This window comes from Mesorhizobium sp. M2A.F.Ca.ET.042.01.1.1 (genome assembly GCF_003997405.1).
Classification (GTDB): domain Bacteria; phylum Pseudomonadota; class Alphaproteobacteria; order Rhizobiales; family Rhizobiaceae; genus Mesorhizobium.
On record NZ_RZRX01000145.1, the window covers coordinates 1 to 16,108 of the forward strand.

The following is a 16,108-nucleotide window of genomic DNA, read 5'->3' on the forward strand; positions in this document are numbered from 1 at the left end:
CTGCAGGAGGATGTGGGCCTCAGCCCCAGCGGCGTCGTGCTGATCTCGCCGGCGCTGGAGTTCATGCTGGTGCGGCCCGACCAGTTCGACCAGTTGCATTGGGCGCTGGAGCTGCCTTCGCTGGCGGCGACCCGCCTGAAGGGCGACGGCGTGAGCGGCGATGCGCTGCGCGACAGGCTGGCCGAGGTCGAGCATTACGCGCTCGGCGATTACCTGACGGCGCTGAACAGCGGGCTGGACCAGGGCGGCAAGCTCGCCAGTGGGCGCGTTTCGGAACTCACCGGCCTGCCACTCGAGCTCGTGCAACGTAATTTCGCTCGCGTGCCCACCGGGCTTTTCGCCAAGGAATTCCAGCGTGCCACGGGCAAGGTGCTCAGCCCCTATGACGCCACCATCGGCACGGCCGATATCGCGCCGCAAAGCGCGCATGACGCCGGCCCAGATCCGGTGCTCGATCGCAGCGTTCCGGTGCTGACCTCCGCCTTCGTCGCCTATGCCCGCGACGAACTGAACTATCGCACCGATGTCAGCTACCGGCTGCTCAATGGCGAAATCAGCCGCAACTGGGATTACGGCACTTCGGGCCAGGGCTATGCCGGCGTCATGAACGACCTGCAGCGGGCGCGCTCGCTCAATCCGGCGCTCGGCGTCGTCATCGTCAACGGCTATACCGACCTCGTCACGCCCTATCTCGCCTCGCGCTATCTGGTGAACCAGCTTCCCACGCTGTCCGACGCCAAGCCGATTCGCCTCGACGTCGTCGAGGGCGGCCACATGATGTATCTGCGGCCGGACGGCCGGCGCGCCCTGAAGGACGCGGCATCGGAGCTTTATCAGGCGACGCAGTGAGCGCTAGCTTGCCTTGCCCCGCAGGCGATCTCGCGCCTGCATCAGGGCAAAGCCAAGCAGGTTCTCGCCGCGCCACTGCAACGGATTGGCGGCCTTCTCGTCATCGGCCGCGAGGCCGATGCCCCAGATGCGGTCGACAGGGCTCGCCTCGACCAGCACCTTATCGCCCGTCGCGAGCAGGAACGCGCCCAAATTCTTGTTCTGGCTGAATTTCTGAAAGCTGCCCTCGACGACAATGCCGTTCTTCTCGCGGTCCCACCGCGCGCCGTCGAAACCCTTGACCTTCCGGCCCAGTTCCTTCGCCTGCTTGGGGCGCCGGCCTCCACGATCCGCGCCGCCATCTCCCCGTCGCCGAACAGGCGTGCCTTGGACGCCATCATCCAGTGCTCGGCCGTCGCATAGCGTGCGCCATCAACGGTGAAGGGCGCCGGCCACCATTGGCTGAAACACGATGCGGTGATGCTACCATCCTTCGATGGCTGGTGGCCCCAGAAGAACAACAGGCGCGGGCGCGATTTGGAGCGGACGGCCTGTTCGAGCCAAGCCCGGTCGTAGGTCATGCGAACACCTTACTTCTTCTCCGCAAGCGAGCGTCGCAGCTGATCGTCGAGACTCGCGAATTCGTCGGCTAGCCTGTCACAGGCGGCGCGATCGGCCTCGCAGCGGATTTCCCGTTTTGAGATCCAATTGCCTTGCGAGTCCCTGTCCAGCCACCGGCAGGTGACGGCGGGATAAGCCTTCTCGGAGGGCTTTGTAAAAACCCATTGCGTCACGCCGTCGTCGGCGACGAACAAGTCGAAGCGGTCTGATGCCGGAACTTGACGGAGGCCCGCCCGTACCTGCCTGAGAAAATCCGCCGTGTCGGCACCGCGGATACCGCACATCGTCGATGGGCCATGCTCGTAGCGGTAAACGGTTTCGGCACCGGAAATATCCGCGCTCGCGATCAGCATTGCGCCCGCTGCAAAGACTGCTTTCACCCGACGGTCCTCCCCAGCCTTCACGCTATCATCCGGCGCAGGGATTGCCATCCCTGCGCCAACGCAAGCGCCGCGCTGGAGCAGCGCCGTGCAAGCTTTCGCTCGTATAGCTGGAGCAACGGTCCCGAGTGGGGCGGAGCCGCCCCACGCAAACACGCTGAAACCGCATGGCCGATATCGTCGTCCTCGAAAGCCGGGAAAGGGTGCTGGCCGGCATCCTGTTCACGGCTGCCGCCTATTTCCTGTTTTCGGCGCAGGACGCCTCGATCAAGTTGTTGGTCGCCAGCATGACGGTCTGGCAGATCATGTTCGTCCGCTCGGTCACCGTTCTCCTCGCCTGCGGCGCGATCGGCGGCAAGCGGCTGTTTGCCGACACGATCGATTCACCGATCGTCAGGCCGATGCTGGTGCGCAGCGCGTTCACGCTGGCCGCGTGGCTTTGCTACTACAACGCCGCGCGCACGCTGCAGCTCGCCGAGCTCACCACCATCTATTACGCAGCCCCCATCATCGTCACCGTGCTGTCCGTGGTGATCCTGGGCGAGACGGTGCCGCTGCTGCGCTGGATCGCGGTCTTCGTCGGCTTCGTGGGCGTCTTCATCGCCTGCGATCCGACGCGGCTCGGCCTCTCCGTGCCAGTGCTTCTGGTGCTGGCGGCCGCCGTGCTTTGGGGGATAGCCGTTGTGCTCTTGCGCAAGACGGCGCTGCAGGAGCGCACGACGATCCAGCTCGTGCTCAACAATTTCTATTTCCTGCTCTTTTCGGCCGTGCCGGCGCTGCTGTGGTGGCGCATGCCTGACGGAACGCAGCTGCTTTTGCTCCTCAGCGTCGGCGCGCTCGGCGGGGTGGCGCAATATGCGCTGTTCGAAGGCATGAAGCGCGCCCCGGTGTCCATCGTGGCGCCGTTCGAATACACCTCGCTGGTCTGGGCGTTCGCGCTCGGCTTCGCCATCTGGGGCGACGTGCCGCGCACGGAGGTGTTCATGGGCGCGGCGCTGATCATCGGCGCCGGCCTGCTCATCGTCGGCAACGAGCATTTCCGCAAGCGGGAGCAAGCCTGATGACAGAGAGCTGTCAGGAGCGACCGGGTAGGCTGGCACCATGACGGACACGCTCGACATCCCCAAGAAGCTCACGCCTGGGGCCGCCGACGTGGCGGCCGAGCGCACGCTCGGCATCATCCTGGTCTCGGCATCGGCCATCGCCTTCGCGCTCACCGGCGTGCTGACCAAGTCGATCCATGCCGATCCGCTGACGATCACCTGCTGGCGCGGCTTTTTCGGCTCGATCCTGATCGGCCTCTATGTGCTCTGGCGCCGCCGGCGCTCGGGCGGGCGCGAAAGCCTGAGACTGGGCTGGCGGGGCTGGCTGCTGGCGGTCGAAGGAGCAGCGGTCAGCATCGCCTTCATCTCGGCGTTCAAATACACCTATGTCGCCAATGTCGCGGTCATCTACGCGACCTCGCCCTTCATCGCCGCGCTCCTTGCCTTCCTTCTGGTGCAGGAGAAATGCCGGCTGCAGACGATGCTGGCCGCGGCCGTATCGCTTTGCGGCGTCGCCATCATGGTGGGCGGCGGCCTCGGCAGCGGCCATCTGTTCGGCGACGGACTAGCGCTTTTGATGACCGCCGGCAGCGCGCTCTACATGATCATGGTGCGCGCTTTTCGCGATTCGCCGGTCGTCTGGGCGGGCGCGGTCTCGGCCTTCCTGCTCTTCGTGCTCGGCTGGTTCGTCACCGATCCGCTGGCCGTCTCAACGCGCGACGTGGTGCTGCTTGCCACCTTCGGCTGCTCCTTCGCGCTGGCCTCGATCCTGTGGACGGAAGGCTCGCGGCTTATCCCTGCCGCCGAATCCGGCCTGCTGGGCTCTGCCGAGGTGCCGTTCGCCGTCCTGTTTGCCCTGATCTTCCTCAGCGAAGCCCCGCCCATGGCCAGCGTCATCGGCGGCGCCATCGTGCTTTGCGCGGTCTTTGCCCATGCCGGACGCGACTGGCTGAAGGCGAAATCGGCGCGCTCGTAAAAAATTTCGCCATTCACGGAACCATTATCCGGCTCAGGCATTGTTAGGTTGACGGGTCACCCCCCAAGTCCCCCCAAACCCCTCGACCCGTCCGACTAGAAGCCGACCCGCAAAAAGGTCGGCTTTTTCTTTGGGGATCACGACGGCAGGGCGAGGCCATCGCCGAGCAACTCCGCCAGATCCCGCGCCGGGCGCGGAGCTTCGCGACCGAGCCGGATGGCGAAGTCGGCCATAGGGAGCGGCGGAAGGTCGTGCTCGTATGGCGCTTCCACGATGCCGGAATGGGCAAAACGCCGGGTGCGCGGCGTCAGTGCGATGCCGGCATCGACCGCGGCGCGCAGGCCAGCAAGGCTGGCGCTGCCGGCGGCGATGCGATAGCGGCGGCCGGCGGCATCGAGCGCGTTGAGCGCGGCCTCCCTAAAGCCGCAATAGGGATCGAGCAGCGCCAGCGGCACGGCTTCCTGCCGCGTCGCCAGGCCTTTTTCCGAGCAGAGCCACAACATCGGCTCGCTGACCACGGCCGTTTCATCTGGCGTCGGGGCATGGCGCATGGTGATTGCGAGGTCGATCTGGCCGGCCTGCAGCGCCGAGCCGAGTTCCAGGGAGCGGCCGACCCGCAGCTCGATCCGCACACGCGGGTGGCTGGCGGCGAAGGCCCTTAGAAGATCCGGCAGACCGTGGTCGGCGAAATCCTGTGTCGTGCCGATGGCGATGCGGCCGCCGGCGCGCGCGCCTTTCAGCGCCAACCACGCCTCGGTGTGGACGGCAAGGATGCGGCGCGCATGGCCGACAAGATCCTCGCCGGCCGGTGTCAGGCCGCGTCCTCTGCCCCGCGGGATGAGCAGCGGCTCCCCGACGATCTCCTCCAGCCGCTGCATCTGCGCGGTCACAGCCGACGGCGTGCGGCCGACGGCGGATGCGGCCTTGGCAAGCGAGCCGCCCTCGACGAAGGCGAGGAAGGTCTTCAGTAAGTCGAGATCGAGCATTTCCATACTTCGATGATATCGAAGTGTTTTTCAAAAACAATTCGATTTTATCGAATACACGCCAATGCCATGATTCTCTCATCGAAGGCGCGAGGCGCCCAACCCAAGGAGAGAAAAATGCCGATCATCAATATCAGCGTCACCGGCAAGCCCGACGCCAAGCTGTCCGCCGCGATCGCCAAGGACATCACCGAGATTACCGCCACGGAGTTGCGCAAGGACCCGACGATCACCGCGGTCGCGGTCAACTACATCGATCCGCAGCACTGGTTCGCCGGCGGCAGGTCGCTGGTCGATCATGGCACCAACACGTTCTGGCTCGACATCAAGGTCGTCGACGGCACCAACACCAAGCTCGAGCTCGAAGCCTATCTGAAGGCAATCTTCGAGGCTTTCGGCCGGCTGCTCGGCGGGGTGCATGAGGAAAGTTATGCCTTCGTGCACGAAGTGCCGGCGGCGGCCTATGGCTATGGCGGCAAAACCCAGGAATTCCGCTTCATCAGCGGAAGATTGAAGGCGGCGTGAGATTGTTTTGCTCCTCCGCCCGGACGATATGCTATCTCGCGGGAGGATGAAGCCTGGTATCCAGCGCAAAATCCTCCTGCAGGTGCGGCTTGTAAAGGCCGCTCCCACGGACGGGATCGAGCACCAGGTTCCAGCTGTGCTGGGACACTGCACTCGGAATCAGAAACAAGGGATGCTCCGCCAGCAGACCGTCGCCAAACTGCTGCTGCCCCGCGCTTGGAATGCCTGGCCGAAGCCAGTTCGCGTTTGGAATATCGCTGGCTTCCACCACATGAATTTTCGAAGGATCGGCGATTTCGAATGCCGTCAGCACGTGGCGGACTGTATCGAGCGTGCGAAATCCTTTGTGTACAGCCACCTCCAGAATGGCGGTCGAAGGGTCAATGGATGCATAGACGGCCCTAACACCTTTGCTGTTCCACCTTCCTCCAAGCTTGAAGGCTCCCTCGCCGCTGTTCCAGGTGGCCTGGAAGCGTTTGTGATCAAGTCTCCAGCCGAGGACTTCTCCCATCCCAAGAGAACCCGGCAAAGGCGTCACGCGTAGACACCATAATCAAGCCGTTCGAGGAATTCCTGGACAAGGATAGTACCCGCCGCCGTGGCCAGGAGATCGATCGGGCGCCGGTTGTCCAAGCCCATGGCAGGCTCGATCATCCATTTCTCGGCCGCTTCCTGAGTGCCGAGAACGGACGTGGCCTTGGTGAGAACCCTGGCGAAATTCCAGGTCCTTGAGCCCTGCTCCCGATTGAGCGTCCTGGAGTGATCCGATTTGTGCCGCTGAAATGTCCGCTCGCTCATGCCGAATGCCGCCTCGAAAGCATCCGCTTCGATGACGGTCAGTTGCCTGACGAGGCTTTCCAAGGCTTGGCTTGGAATTCCATGCAGGATCATTTCATGCGCCTCGAGCGGGTTGGATACCGAGGATCCAAGAACCTTCGGCCCGCCGAACAGGTCGACCAACCGCTCGAACTCCGGCTCCATGTGTGGTGCTTCAGCAAATCCCGTCGGGAAACTAGCCATCTTTTGCTTCTCCGTCACGTGTCGCTTAATCTACGACATGTGTCGAAGTTCTTCAAGTGGGATCAAGGCACTGCTTCACCCCGCATTGACCTTGCCCGCGCTTCCGCTACCCTCTGCCACCGAAGCGGCCGCTCAGAGCCGCGCCCTGGAGGAGACTGGGAGAGAGCGGCATGATCCTGACCCTGGCGCTGCTGGCGGGCCTTGTGTTTGCGTGGCTGCTGATCGCCGTGATCGAGCGGTTCCGGCTCGACCTGCGCTTCACCCAGGCGCTGCTCTATGTGCCGTTCAAGCTCGCCTACCGGATTGCCGACAACCGTATTCGCATTGCCCGAAGCGCCAACACGCCAGTCATTTATGTGATCTCGCACCAGTCGCGCATCGAGCCGGCGCTGATGCTGTCGCTGCTTCCCGACGACACGCTGCATATTCTTGACGAGGCCTCGGCGCGCTCGCCTTGGCTCGAACCATGGCGCGAGCTTGGCCGCACCATCGCCTTCAATGCCGAGCATGTCTTCGTCAGCCGGCGCCTGGTGCGCGTGCTGAAGGGCAAGGGACGGCTTGCCGTCTACCTGCCGGACAGTGTCGAGCCGGACGTCAAATCCTTCCGGCTGTTTCGCGCCATCACCCGCATCGCCATGCAGGCCGACGCCCGCATCGTGCCGATCTTCGTTGCCGGAACGCGCGATCTGCCGATGTCGCTGACGCCGAAGGAGAAAGCGCCCAGGCACTGGTTCCCGCGGCTTTCGGTGAGCGTGCTGGAGCCGATGACCATCGCCGAGCTGGTGGCGCGCAATCCCGACATGGCCTCCAACACCAACGCGCTGTTCGACCGTTTCGCCGAGGCGCGGCTCTACGGTACCAATCTCGACCGCGGCTTGTTCCTCGCCATGCGCGACGCCGCCGATCGCGTCGGACCATCGCATCCGATCATCGAGGACGTGATTTCGGGTTCGCTCAGCTACCGCAAGCTGTTCATCGGCGCACGCGTGCTCGGACGCCGTTTCGAGGCGGTGACGGCGCCCGGCGAAGCGGTCGGCGTGCTCTTGCCCAACGCCAATGGCGTGGTGCTCACCTTCGTCGGCCTGATCTCGGCGGCCAGGGTTGCGGCGATGATCAACTACACCGCCGGCCCGGCAAGCGTGACCGCGGCGATCCGCACCGCCGTCATCCGCACCGTGGTGTCATCCCGCGCTTTCGTCGAAAAGGCCGGCATCGACGACATCATTGCCGCGGTCGAGGCAGGCGGCGCGAAGATGCTGTGGCTGGAAGACGTACGAGCCGGCGCGACGGCGCTGGACAAGGTCGCCGCGGCGCTTTTGTGGCGCTTACCGCTGCAACGGCGGCAAGCCTCGAAGCCCGCCGTCATCCTGTTCACCTCCGGCTCGGAAGGCACGCCGAAGGCGGTGGTGCTGTCGAACCGCAACCTGCTTGCCAATGTCATGCAGGCCGAGGCGCGCGTCTCCGTCTCGCCGGCCGACACCTTGCTCAACGTGCTGCCGGCGTTCCATTCCTTCGGGCTCACCGGCGGCACCATTCTGCCGCTGGTGCTGGGCGTAAAGCTGTTCCTCTACCCCTCGCCGCTGCACTACAAGATCATCCCCGAGATCGCCCGCAAGGTGAAGCCGACCGTCATGTTCGGAACCGACACGTTCCTCGCCAATTATGCGCGCACCGCCAAGGACGGCGACTTCTCCAGCCTGCGCTTCGTCGTGGCCGGCGCCGAGGCGGTGAAACCGGAGACGCGACGCACCTACCGCGACCGCTTCCAGGCCTCGATCGTCGAAGGTTTCGGGCTGACCGAAGCCGCGCCGGTGGTGGCGGTGAACACCGCCATCCACAGCCGCGACGGGACGGTCGGCCGACCGCTGCCGGCCATCCGCATGAAGCTGGAGCCTGTCGAGGGCATCACCGAGGGCGGCCGGCTGTGGCTCGACGGGCCGAACATGATGATGGGCTATATGAGCGCCGACCGGCCCGGCGAATTGCAGCCGCTGGAAGGCTGGCACGACACCGGCGACATCGTCTCGATCGACCGCGAGGGCTTCATCACCATCCGCGGCCGGGCAAAGCGCTTCGCCAAGATCGCCGGCGAGATGGTGTCGCTGGGCGCCGTCGAGATGCTGGTGCAGTCGCTGTGGCCGGAAGAGCGCCACGCGGCGGTGGCGGTGCCCGACAAAAGGCGCGGCGAGCGTATCGTGCTGGTCACCACCGCCGACGACGCCAATGCCGAGGAACTGCGCCAGTTCGGCAAGAAGGCGGGCGCCGCCGAGTTGATGGTGCCCAACGACATCATCAAGGTGGAAGACATCCCGGTGCTGGGCTCGGGCAAGACGGATTACGTCTCGGCCCGCAAGCTGGCGATCGACAGGTTGGGACTGGGCGTGGCGGCTTAGCGCGCCGCGTCACCCGATATCCGAAGGCGGCACCTTCTCGCCCTCTCGCATGGCCCGTTTCGAATAGGCGCGCACCGAGAACGGCAGGAAGAGCAGATATCCCGCGACGGAGGCGGTCAGCGTGTACCAGGGATAGGTCATCAGCAAGAGGATGTAGAGCACCACGCCGAGGATGACCGGCAGCACCCTGTCTCCCGGCACCTTGACGCTCTTGCCCGAATAGACCGGCAGGCGGCTGACCAGAAGGAAGGCGATGAGCACGGTGAAGCCCGTGGCGATGAAGGCGGCCGGCCGGGACGGCTCCAGCCCGAGCCGCAGGAAATAAAGATAGAGCGGCAGCATGACCAGCACCGCGCCCGCCGGGGCCGGCACGCCGACGAAATATTCGGTCTGCCATGCAGGCTGGTCGGTGTCGTCTGCCAGCACGTTGAAGCGGGCGAGCCGCATGCCGCAGGCGATGGTGAAGAGAAGTGCTGCGATCCAGCCCGGCGAGCCGGCGCGGTCGAGCAGGAAGGCGTAGAGAACCAAAGCCGGCGCCACGCCGAAATTGACGATGTCGGCCAGCGAATCCATCTGCGCGCCGAATTTCGAGGTGGCCTTCAGCATACGCGCCAGCCGCCCGTCAATGCCGTCGAGGAAGGCGGCAAGCAGCACCATGACCACGGCGATCTCGAAGCGGTTCTCGAAGGCGAAGCGGATGCCGGAAAGGCCGGCGCAGATGGCAAGCACCGTGACCAGGTTGGGCAGCACCATGCGCATCGGGATCTCGCGGATGCGCGGACCGCCGCTGGCATGGGCCTCGAATTTCTTGAACGGCGCGCCCAATGTTCAGGAAACCCTGACCAGGGGCGTGACCGCCGTGCCGCCGAATTCGGCAAGCACGGTCTCGCCGCCCACAGCCGTCTGGCCGACCGCGACGCGCGGCACGGCATTCGACGGCAGGAAGACGTCGACGCGCGAGCCGAAGCGGATCAGGCCGAAACGCTCGCCGATGGCGATCGAGCCGCCGGCCTCGGCCCAGCAGACGATGCGACGCGCCACCAGCCCGGCGATCTGGACGGCAGCGATGGTGCCGTTCGGGCTGTCGATGACCAGGCCGTTGCGCTCGTTCTCGGCGCTTGCCTTGTCGAGCTCGGCATTGAGGAATTTGCCGGGCTTATGCTCGATGCGCGTGATCCGGCCGCGCACCGGAGCGCGGTTGATGTGGCAGGAAAACACGTTCATGAACACCGAGATCCGGGTCATCTCGCCCGGGCCCAGGCCAAGCTCGCTCGGCGGCACGGCGGGTCCGACCGCCGAGATCACGCCGTCGGCCGGGCTCACCACCAGCCGGTCGTCGACCGGCGTGACCCGCTCGGGGTCACGGTAGAAATAGACGCACCAGGCGGTGAGGATCAGCCCGATCCAGAACAGCACCGAGGAGAAATAGCCGAGAAACAGCGTCGCCGCGGCGAAGGCGGCGATAAAGGGATAGCCTTCGCGATGGATCGGAACGAACGTATTCTTGACCGAGTCGAGAAGCGTCATAGGGCTTGGGGGCGGTCCCTGTTTCAGGTTGCTCGTCAATAGCCGAAAGCCCCCCTCCCCGCAACGCAACAATGGGGGCAGGATGAGCAAGGTCGCTAGGTGCGAATACTGTGAGACGCGAGTTGGGAACTATCCAGCGGCGGCGGAGCGATCAAAGTGCGCGCCGAGTTCAAGCATCGTGGCCTCGGCGAGCTTTTCATAATCCTCGCCACACAAGAGCACACTGCCATTCGGCGAAGACAGGGAGAGGAAGGTCCGGTCAGACGCCAGCACCACCCAATTCACAACTGGCCCTTCCGCCGTTTGCGCCACCGAGTTAGCAGAAACGATGGCACCCAGCGGATCGAAGCCAGCCTTGCGCAGCAGAAGGTCGACAGCGACGGGAGCATGATTTTGTTCGGACAGCTGGATCGCTGTCTCAATCTCTGACTGCACCGCGCGTCCAAGCAGTGTCCCGACCCTCGGTGCGTTCGCTCCCAACGGGTTGTCACCCGGGCGCATGACAGGAGGGTCTTCAGGGGCGACATACTCGTAAACTGCGACGTGTGTCTTTGTCGAGGCGCATAACCGGAGCTCTTCGGCATCGGTACGCAGTTGGAAGACCATCTGCTTTTCGCCTTCGATGTCCAGCATCCTCGCCATGCCGAACCCCAGCTTGATCTCCGATGGCGATATCGTTGCGCAGGCGAGGCCGGCGCCGACTTCGCGCTGGCTCAACATCTGACGCACCAGTTTGCCAACCGAGTCGTGAAGAAGCCTGGCCTCCCGCTGAGGGTTGGACAGCACCAGTCGATCGATCGCGTCATCGTAGTTGTCATCATCGACAATTTGCAGATCGGGCCAAGAAGCGATCCAACGCGCGATCAAATCCTCCATCGGCATGGCGTCATCGGCCTCATAGAATGCATCATCAAGTGTATCCAGGAAATCGTCGCGCCCACCCTCGAAGCCCGTTTGTTTCGCAGCTTCCTCAGGATGCTTGGCAATCCAGGCTGACATCTTTTCCAATGTTGCCAGCTGCCCTTTTGCCCCACACGCGCTGAGTCCGACTCTGGCGTTGGCAATCATGGCGTCGATTTCGCTGCCGGCATTGTGGATAAATTGACTATGACCGCCGTTCTTCACCTCCAAGGAGTACTGGTCCGCATGAAAGACCTGCAACGCCTTAGGGTTGATCTCCGAATGGCGATAGAGCCCTTTGGAAACCATTGTCACGACGAATTGCATGACTGCGAAGACAAGATGAAATGACCATCCGTCGGCCTGTTCGATCTTTGAACGAGGCACGACAATCAGAGGTACGAGGACGCCTCGCTTATCCTCGGCGGCCTGCGATTTCTTCTCGGAGGCTTCTTTGGATTTGCGCGAGAAGAACCCGAACATCGAAATTTTTCCGTAGTTCAAAGTAAATGGGATGACTATTTCTGTCGAGACAATATCAGTAGCCGCTGAAGATAAAAGCCCTTGGCCGATCTATTGAATAGCGATGAGCGACGCCCATCGGCTGGGCGCCGCTGCTAGCATATCCTTACACCTCCGGCATGCGCTGATAGTTGGCGATATCGGCCTTGACGCCGAGCCGGGCGATGGTTTCCTGCGCGCTGAAGGCGATGCGTTCGTGGGCCGCCTTGACGATCGGCACCACCTTGTCGATCGCCGCCTGGCTTTCCCATTCGACCATGGTGACGATGTTGAACTCGCCGGGGCCGGAGAATTGTTCGAGCAGGAAATCCTGCACGAAGCCCTCCTGCCGGCGCAGCAGTTCATGCGTCATGAAGACCCTGCTCAGGATTTCGTCGCGCGCCTCGGCCGGCACGACGAATTTGTCGACGCGGAACACGCTGCCGGTGCGGTGGTTGTTGGTGCTCATTTCGATCTGTCTCCGATTTGGAAGGTTGCCTGGCAGGTGGCTCGGAGACGGTTTGCAAGCTCAAGTTAGGTTGAGGTCAAGCGGGATTTTTCCCCTTTCCTTCTCCCCTTGTGGGAGAAGGTGGATCGGCGCGTCAGCGCCGAGACGGATGAGGGGTGTTGGAAGGAACGAGACGAGAAAAGAATAAATGCTTCAAGCGCTTAGTCTTGCCGCGCGGCGATCCTTCCAACACCCCTCATCCGACCTCGCTTCGCGAGGCCACCTTCTCCCACAAGGGGAGAAGGGGAAGTGGCGCCTAGCTCACCTCCGCAGTCCTCCTGCGCACAATCACGCCAAGCTCGTCGCTTTCGCGCGCGATGCGCAGGCGCTCTTCGGCTTCGGTCGCCTCGCGCTGGCGGTCCCACATCGAGGCGTAGAGGCCGTGCTTGGCCAGCAGCACTTGATGCGTGCCGCGCTCGGCGATCTGGCCGTCCTTGAGCACGATGATCTCGTCGGCCGAGATCACCGTCGACAGGCGGTGAGCGATGACTATCGTGGTGCGGCCCTTGCTGACGAGGTCGAGCGCCGCCTGGATCTCCTGCTCGGTCTGGGTATCCAGCGCCGAGGTCGCCTCGTCGAGCATCAGGATCGGCGGCGCCTTGAGGATGGTGCGAGCGATCGCCACGCGCTGCTTTTCGCCGCCCGACAGCTTTAAGCCCCGCTCGCCGACCATCGACTTGTAGCCTTCGGGCAACTTTTCGATGAACGGGCCGATCTGGGCAAGCTCGGCGGCCTTGCGCACCTCCTCCTCGCTGGCGCCGACGCGGCCGTAGCGGATGTTGTAGGCGATGGTGTCGTTGAAGAGCACCGTGTCCTGCGGCACCATGCCGAGCATGGCGCGCAGGCTCTCCTGGGTGACGTCGCGGATGTCCTGGCCGTCGATCAGCACCTGGCCGCCCTGCACGTCGTAGAAGCGGAACAGAAGCCTGGAAATGGTCGACTTGCCGGCGCCCGAAGGGCCGACGATCGCCACCGTCTTGCCGGCCGGCACCTCGAAGGAGACGCCCTTCAGGATCTTGCGGTTCGGATCATAGGAGAAATGCACGTCGCGGAACTCGACCTTGCCGGGGCCGACCTTGAGCGGCTTGGCGTCCGGCTTGTCGACGATCTCCTGGGGCACATCGAGCAGGTCGAACATGTGCTCGATGTCGGTCAGGCCCTGCCGGATCTCGCGGTAGATGAAGCCGATGAAATTGAGCGGCACCGAAAGCTGAATCAGCATGGCGTTGATGAAGACGAAGTCGCCGACACTCTGCGTGCCGGCCTGCACTTCCAGCGCCGACATGCACATGACGACGACGGTGCCCAGGCCGAAGATGAGGCCCTGGCCGAAATTCAGCCAGCCGAGCGATGTCCAGGTCTTGGTCGCGGCGATCTCGTAGCGCGCCATCGAGCGGTCGAAGCGCTCGGCCTCCATGCGCTCGTTGGTGAAGTATTTGACCGTCTCGAAATTGAGCAAAGAGTCGATCGCCTTGGTGTTGGCGTCAGTGTCGCTGTCGTTCATGTCGCGGCGGATCGAGATGCGCCAGTCGCTGGCCTTGACCGTGAACCAAACATAGAGCCAGACGGTGACGGCGACCACGGCGACATATTTCCAGCCATAGGTAAAGGCGAAGATACCGGCCGTCAGCGCAAATTCGAGGATGGTCGGCGCCGTGTTCAGCATGATGAAGCGCACGATCGTCTCGATGCCCTTGGTGCCGCGCTCGATGATGCGGGACAGGCCGCCGGTGCGGCGCTCCAGATGGAAGCGCAGCGACAGCTCATGCATGTGGACGAAGGTGCGGTAGGCGAGCTGGCGCACCGCATATTGGCCGACGCGGGCAAACAGCGCGTCGCGCAACTGGTTGAAGCCGAGCTGGACCAGGCGCAGCACGTTGTAGGCGATGACCAGCGCCACGGGCGCGAGCAGGAAAGACGGCAGCGGCGGCGGGGTCTTGGAGGCATGGGCCAGCGCATCCGTCGCCCATTTGAAGAAATACGGGCCGGCGACCAAAGTGAGCTTGGCGACGACCAGAAGCAGCGTCGCCCAGGTGACACGGGCTCTGAGATCGGCGCGTTCGGCCGGCCACATATAGGGCCAAAGATTGCGCAGAGTCGTGAGGGTGCCGGCTTCGGCGGATACGGTCTTTTCGGCCACTAGTCTTGCCTTTTGGGTAAACTGCCGGGGCAGCAGGAAGCAACGAGTTGGTTGAGCGAGGCGGAGACGCCCGCGAGCGCGGTGTGGTCGACCGCGTAGCGCGAGCGCTGGCGGTCGGTCTCGAAACGGACGAGCCCGGCTTCGACCAGCACCTTCAGGTGCTGCGAAACGGTCGATTGTGCGAGATCGAGATGGTCGACCACCTCACGGCACGAGCAGCAGGAACTGGCAGAGAGATGTTTCAGGATCTCGATGCGCGCCGGATGCGAGAGCGCCGCCAGGCGCAGCGCGATGGCGCGGCTGTCGGCACAACGGCTTTCGGGGGATTCGGTCATCGTCCATCGGCGATAGACGATGGAGGATGGGAGGGCAAGCTAGGCGGATGGGTAGAGGGAGCAATCTCCCCCACGAGGGGGAGATGTCGCCGAAGGCGACAGAGGGGGGCGCTGCGCGTAGAGCGCTTACCTCGCTGTGAGCAAGGGACGTCGGCGCTTCACGCGCGGCGACCCCCTCTGGCCGCTTTGCGGCCATCTCCCCCTCAAGGGGGGAGATTGGCGCTCACTCCGTCTTCGGCGCGGTCATCTGCTCGCCCATGGCCTTCATGTCGGCGTCCTCGCCCTCCTTGGACTTGGACGGCACCTTGAACACCTGGCCCGGCCAGATCCGGTCGGGATCGCGGATCTGGTCCTTGTTGGCGAGATAGATGGTCGAGAAGCGCGTGCCGTGGCCATAGACACGGCGCGAGATGCGCCAAAGCGTGTCGTTGCGGCGGATGATGACCGCGCCGTCGGCATGTTCGAGCTTCGGCGCGACCGTCTCGGCCACGTCGGTCGACGGCGTCGCCTCGGCGACGTTGGCGGGAGTCTCGGCGGGCGTAGCCGCTTCGGCCGTTGGCTTGGCTTCCGCCGCCTGGGATCCGGCGCCCTGGACCTGTGCCAGCTTGGTCTCGGCCGGCTTGGCCTCGCCGGTCTTCGTCTCGTTCGGAGCAACGGCGGCGATCGACTCGCCGGGCTCGCGCTCAAACGGCACGGCGGCGCGGGCGACGACCTTGACGCCGTCGCTGTCCAGGCCGTCGACATGAATGGTGTAGTTGCCGACCGGGATGTCGCGGGTCGCCTCGATCAGGAAATGGCCGTCGGCGGAGGTCTGCGCATCGCCGAGCAGGATGGCGTCGGCATAGGCGCGCACCTTGCGGCCGGGGTCGGCCGTGCCGGCAACGAAGATCTTGCTGCCGTCGATTTCGACCGCTTCGACGGCGATCTTGGGCTCGCCAGAGGCCGGCGCAGTCGCCGGAGCAGAGGCCTGATCGGTGGCGGCTGGCGCGGTCGTGGGCGACGCCGAGGCCGTGTCGGATGCAGCCGGCGCGGTCGTTGCGGGAGCGGTCGTTGCCGGAGCCTGGGCTGCCTGGTCGGCGGCCGGCGCCGCCGGCTTGGTCTCGGCCTGCGGTACCGTGATCAATTGCGAGGCCTTGCCCGGTTCCTCGACCATCGCCAGCACCTGGCCGGTCGGGCTTTGCGGCACCGAGACGACGGCGGTCTGGGCCGAGGCGATCGCCGTGCCGCCAACCGTCTGGCGCAGCATGATCGTATAGTCGCCGGGCTTCAGCGGATCGTCGAGCACGATGGCGAAGGCGCCGTCGGGGCCGGAATCGGTCGAGCCGAGCACCGTGCCGCCACTCAGGATCTCGACCTTGGCGTTGGGCGCGGCGCTGCCGGCGACGACGATCGAGCCGTTGCTTTCGACGCGCACGACATCGAAGG

16 protein-coding genes and 1 pseudogene are annotated in these 16,108 nt (G+C 64.3%); 5 read left to right on the forward strand and 12 right to left on the reverse strand.

Translation table 11 applies throughout. From position 1 onward, the window contains the following. Positions 1–849, forward strand: a pseudogene (locus EOA23_RS21190) (peptidase S10); the annotation flags it as partial. Between the two features lie 3 nt (positions 850–852). On the opposite strand, the gene EOA23_RS21195 reads toward EOA23_RS21190, so the two are convergent. Together EOA23_RS21195 and EOA23_RS21200 are read right to left on the reverse strand one after the other, a co-directional pair. Further along, the gene (locus EOA23_RS21195; protein ID WP_210212496.1) at positions 853–1,233 is read right to left on the reverse strand and encodes an NADAR family protein; all 381 of its coding nucleotides are present in this window, start codon (positions 1,231–1,233) and stop codon (positions 853–855) included. Between the two features lie 185 nt (positions 1,234–1,418). Next, a complete protein-coding gene (locus tag EOA23_RS21200) occupies positions 1,419–1,829 on the reverse strand; it encodes a hypothetical protein (RefSeq protein ID WP_127305576.1) in 411 nt (136 codons plus the stop codon). A gap of 167 nt (positions 1,830–1,996) precedes the next feature. Between EOA23_RS21200 and EOA23_RS21205 the strand changes: the two genes are divergently transcribed. Beyond that, positions 1,997–2,890, forward strand: a complete 894-nt coding sequence (locus EOA23_RS21205; protein ID WP_127305577.1) for a DMT family transporter — start codon at positions 1,997–1,999, stop codon at positions 2,888–2,890. A 40-nt stretch (positions 2,891–2,930) separates the two neighbouring features. After that, the gene (locus EOA23_RS21210; RefSeq protein WP_127305578.1) at positions 2,931–3,848 is read left to right on the forward strand and encodes a DMT family transporter; all 918 of its coding nucleotides are present in this window, start codon (positions 2,931–2,933) and stop codon (positions 3,846–3,848) included. Positions 3,849–3,985: 137 nt separating this feature from the next. On the opposite strand, the gene EOA23_RS21215 is transcribed toward EOA23_RS21210, so the two are convergent. Next, positions 3,986–4,840 (reverse strand): LysR substrate-binding domain-containing protein, encoded by an 855-nt coding sequence (locus EOA23_RS21215; RefSeq protein WP_127305579.1) that lies wholly within the window; start codon positions 4,838–4,840, stop codon positions 3,986–3,988. Positions 4,841–4,951: 111 nt separating this feature from the next. On the opposite strand from EOA23_RS21215, the gene EOA23_RS21220 reads away from it, so the two are divergent. Then, positions 4,952–5,359, forward strand: coding sequence for a 4-oxalocrotonate tautomerase family protein (locus EOA23_RS21220; protein ID WP_127305580.1), 408 nt, complete (start codon positions 4,952–4,954; stop codon positions 5,357–5,359). Between the two features lie 31 nt (positions 5,360–5,390). On the opposite strand, the gene EOA23_RS21225 is transcribed toward EOA23_RS21220, so the two are convergent. Beyond that, positions 5,391–5,897, reverse strand: coding sequence for an RES domain-containing protein (locus tag EOA23_RS21225; RefSeq protein WP_127305581.1), 507 nt, complete (start codon positions 5,895–5,897; stop codon positions 5,391–5,393). Next, on the reverse strand, positions 5,894–6,379 hold the full coding sequence (locus tag EOA23_RS21230) for an antitoxin Xre/MbcA/ParS toxin-binding domain-containing protein (RefSeq protein ID WP_126064735.1): 486 nt from the start codon (positions 6,377–6,379) through the stop codon (positions 5,894–5,896). The genes EOA23_RS21225 and EOA23_RS21230 overlap by 4 nt, the downstream gene beginning before the upstream one ends. Positions 6,380–6,549: 170 nt before the next feature. Between EOA23_RS21230 and EOA23_RS21235 the strand changes: the two genes are divergently transcribed. Continuing rightward, positions 6,550–8,772, forward strand: coding sequence for an AMP-binding protein (locus tag EOA23_RS21235; RefSeq protein ID WP_127305582.1), 2,223 nt, complete (start codon positions 6,550–6,552; stop codon positions 8,770–8,772). Positions 8,773–8,781: 9 nt separating this feature from the next. On the opposite strand, the gene EOA23_RS21240 is transcribed toward EOA23_RS21235, so the two are convergent. The 7 genes from EOA23_RS21240 to EOA23_RS21270 form a co-directional block, all read right to left on the reverse strand. After that, a complete protein-coding gene (locus EOA23_RS21240) occupies positions 8,782–9,525 on the reverse strand; it encodes a phosphatidylcholine/phosphatidylserine synthase (RefSeq protein ID WP_245456666.1) in 744 nt (247 codons plus the stop codon). A 75-nt stretch (positions 9,526–9,600) separates the two neighbouring features. Beyond that, on the reverse strand, positions 9,601–10,299 hold the full coding sequence (locus EOA23_RS21245) for a phosphatidylserine decarboxylase (protein WP_126061863.1): 699 nt from the start codon (positions 10,297–10,299) through the stop codon (positions 9,601–9,603). Between the two features lie 129 nt (positions 10,300–10,428). Beyond that, positions 10,429–11,682 carry a DUF4375 domain-containing protein gene (locus EOA23_RS21250; protein ID WP_127305583.1) on the reverse strand — a complete coding sequence of 418 codons (1,254 nt, stop codon included), beginning with the start codon at positions 11,680–11,682 and terminating at the stop codon, positions 10,429–10,431. Between the two features lie 145 nt (positions 11,683–11,827). After that, on the reverse strand, positions 11,828–12,169 hold the full coding sequence (locus EOA23_RS21255) for an antibiotic biosynthesis monooxygenase (protein ID WP_127305584.1): 342 nt from the start codon (positions 12,167–12,169) through the stop codon (positions 11,828–11,830). Between the two features lie 295 nt (positions 12,170–12,464). Continuing rightward, on the reverse strand, positions 12,465–14,348 hold the full coding sequence (locus tag EOA23_RS21260) for an ABC transporter ATP-binding protein/permease (RefSeq protein ID WP_127305585.1): 1,884 nt from the start codon (positions 14,346–14,348) through the stop codon (positions 12,465–12,467). After that, entirely contained in the window at positions 14,348–14,683 is a 336-nt protein-coding gene (locus EOA23_RS21265; protein ID WP_126061867.1) for a metalloregulator ArsR/SmtB family transcription factor, read from the reverse strand. Before EOA23_RS21265 ends, EOA23_RS21260 begins: the two co-directional genes overlap by 1 nt. A 223-nt stretch (positions 14,684–14,906) precedes the next feature. Continuing rightward, positions 14,907–16,108, reverse strand: a 1,202-nt coding sequence (locus tag EOA23_RS21270) for a LysM peptidoglycan-binding domain-containing protein (RefSeq protein WP_145966450.1), incomplete at its 5' end; no start/stop codon positions are given.